Consider the following 2,516-nt stretch of genomic DNA (forward strand, 5'->3'; position numbering starts at 1 on the left):
GCCATCGATGAGCAGGTGCAGCGCTTCTTCGTTCAGGCACTGCAACTCGATGAGTTCACCCTCCAATTGGAGGGCGCAGAGACTGATTCTATGGAGGTCTGAGACGATCGCCATGGCGAACTTCAACTCCGAAACGTGAGTCATGAAAACCCATCAGCATGAGCTATTCCATTTTCATTGCGATGTGTTGCGTCAACTCTTGGGCGGCCAATACCATCGGTTGCACGAGGAAGCCCTGGCAGTTGCCTGGTCACGGCTGAAGATCATCGAACAGCCGTGGAACTCAAGGATCGGGCGCATGAATCGGGTTTTCTATCATCAACTCCTGGATGCCGCCTTTGCCTACCGTTCGCCTGGCTACCGCGATTGGGTGCTATTACCCGATGCAACGCGCTTCAGCCCGCGCTACTGGACTATCTCGCGACACCTCCTGGCGTTGCGCGTCTTCACGCTAACGGGGTGTCGAACCTGCCGGACCTGCTGTTTGGGTTGATCGGGAAAGTGGCTGGCGGGTATGTAGAAGATGTGGCTTAGTCTAGGGCGTGTCATCAATTGGATTCGTGTGGCCAGTTGGCCCAATCATCGCGAAGCTGTGAGGGCGAATCCAGATCGGATATGCGGCGAACAAGAGCAATGCGTTAGGATAGCAGGGTTATCTCCTCCCTCTTTATTCGTGATCGGACAAAACAAAATGGCGGAACAAAAATTGGGTAACCCGGCCGTCGTCGGTCTGGCTGGTTTCGGTCTCACGACCATGGTGCTGCAATTCCATAATGTGGGCTGGATGTCCAGCATCGGACCGGTGGTTTGGCTCGGGCTGATCTTCGGCGGCGCAGCCCAACTCATCGCCGGGCTTCAGGAGCAGAAGACCGGCAATCACTTCGGGTATTGCGCCTTTACCTCCTATGGCGCTTTCTGGATTGCGCTGGCGTTGATGCTGATCGCGAACAACTACGACCTCTTTAAAGCCAGCACGCAAGATGTTGGTTGGTTCCTGGTCGCCTGGACCCTGTTCACGGCGATCCTCTGGGTCGGTTCTCTGCGCATCCACGGCGCCATGGCCATCACCTTCACCCTGCTGCTGCTAGGTTTCATCCTGTTAGATCTCGCGCACTTCGGTTATCCGGCGATGACGGTCGTTGCTGGTTACGTCCTGATGGCCTGCGCCCTCACGGCTTGGTACATGATGGCTCGGATCATCCTCAACGAGGTTTACGAGCGGGAACTCTTGCCCGCAGGCAAGCCCTGGGTTAAGTAACCGCCCACCGTTCCGCTCGTAGCTTTCCTTTCCGCGCAGTCTGACTCAAGAGAATTCGACGATGAGAAAAATGACGTTTGTTCTGGCGGCCCTCGCGGCGAACCTGGGTACTGCCACGACGATCGCGTGGGCCGCCGATCCTGCTCCTGCCACGGCCAAGGAAGTGGTATTAAAGGTGCATGAGGCTGTCCAATATCTGAACGAGAAGGGCTTGGCCGGTTTTTCGGATTTCAACAACAACAAGGATGCTCGCTGGGTGTGGAAAGACAGCTATGTGTTCGTGTATAGCTGTCGCGAGGATGTCATGATCGCTCACCCTCTGCGCCCCGACTTGGTGGGCAAACCTATCCTGCGGATGCGTGACGACAAAGACCAACCGCTGTTTCAGCATCTCTGCCAAGCGAGCGCCAACCAGGACGGTGGCTGGGTCGAGTATTGGTGGCCGAAGCCGGGCGAAGCCAAGGCGTCGCGCAAGATTTCCTATACCCAAAGCGCCGCGGTCTCGTTCAAGTCGGACATCCGAGTTGGGGCGGGGATCTATGATGATCAGCTCACGCCTGCCGATCTGAGCAACATCCTTGAGGAATCAACGCAGAAGTCCCCGAAAGCCGTGCCCTGAATCCCGCCTGCCTGGAGCCCTAGAAGGGGGCACATGGAGTCTGACGATCGCTGATTGATCGTCAGACCCCTTGGTGGGCGATGGCGGACTGTCACGCGAGCGCACGCGCTCCTTGCCTTCAGGATCCCCGCTGCATCCAGGAAGCCCGCCGCTGACCCCTTCCCACCGACCTCCCGCCACCGCCACCGCCACCGCCACCGCTGGCGCGGCTGGCTGCTCAACCTTGCCCTGATCGTTGCCGGGGTCCAATGGTGGAAGGCCCGACCGCTGGCCAGCGGCGCGGCGCCGCCCCTCGCGCGGGTCACGCTGGACGGTCGACCCTTCGACCTCGCGGCAGCGCGGGACCGGCCGGTGCTGGTCTATTTCTGGGCGACCTGGTGTCCGGTGTGCCGGGTCATGGGGGGCACGATCGATGGCATCGCCCGGGTTGCTCCGCCGGAAACCGCTCACGGTTCTACGAAGGATCTCGTCGGCGCTTTGCGGGGGGAGGGCTTGGCCCACGACAATGGCCTCCACGACCTTATCGCTGAGCCAGCGGGACATGTCCATGGGCACTTGTACGGGTGCCTTTATTTGGCGCAATCGGCCTCGCGCTTATTGGCTTATGGCCCGAAAATGAAGGAATCGTTGTCGTACCCC

General features: G+C 59.3%; 4 protein-coding genes. All 4 read left to right on the top strand.

Annotation, left to right across the window (positions count from 1 at the left end; genetic code table 11):
• Window positions 1-142 precede the first annotated feature (142 nt).
• Window positions 143-493: a hypothetical protein gene (locus tag QZY07_RS21465; protein ID WP_295407187.1), complete on the top strand. Its 351-nt coding sequence runs from the start codon at window positions 143-145 to the stop codon at window positions 491-493.
• A gap of 198 nt (window positions 494-691) precedes the next feature.
• Window positions 692-1,258 (top strand): acetate uptake transporter, encoded by a 567-nt coding sequence (locus QZY07_RS21470; RefSeq protein ID WP_295407190.1) that lies wholly within the window; start codon window positions 692-694, stop codon window positions 1,256-1,258.
• Between the two features lie 61 nt (window positions 1,259-1,319).
• The gene (locus QZY07_RS21475; RefSeq protein ID WP_295407193.1) at window positions 1,320-1,877 is read left to right on the top strand and encodes a cache domain-containing protein; all 558 of its coding nucleotides are present in this window, start codon (window positions 1,320-1,322) and stop codon (window positions 1,875-1,877) included.
• Window positions 1,878-1,931: 54 nt separating this feature from the next.
• Window positions 1,932-2,516: redoxin family protein (locus tag QZY07_RS21480; protein ID WP_295407197.1), on the top strand; the 585-nt coding region annotated here is incomplete at its 3' end.

Source organism: uncultured Thiocystis sp., assembly GCF_903866365.1.
Taxonomy (GTDB): Bacteria; Pseudomonadota; Gammaproteobacteria; order Chromatiales; family Chromatiaceae; genus Chromatium.

What these genes read in the sequence shown, in the direction of transcription:
- QZY07_RS21470 (WP_295407190.1), top strand. Translation starts at nt 692, where the DNA reads ATGGCGGAACAAAAATTGGGTAACCCGGCCGTCGTCGGTCTGGCTGGT.
- QZY07_RS21475 (WP_295407193.1), top strand. Translation starts at nt 1,320, where the DNA reads ATGAGAAAAATGACGTTTGTTCTGGCGGCCCTCGCGGCGAACCTGGGT.
- QZY07_RS21465 (WP_295407187.1), top strand. Translation starts at nt 143, where the DNA reads ATGAAAACCCATCAGCATGAGCTATTCCATTTTCATTGCGATGTGTTG.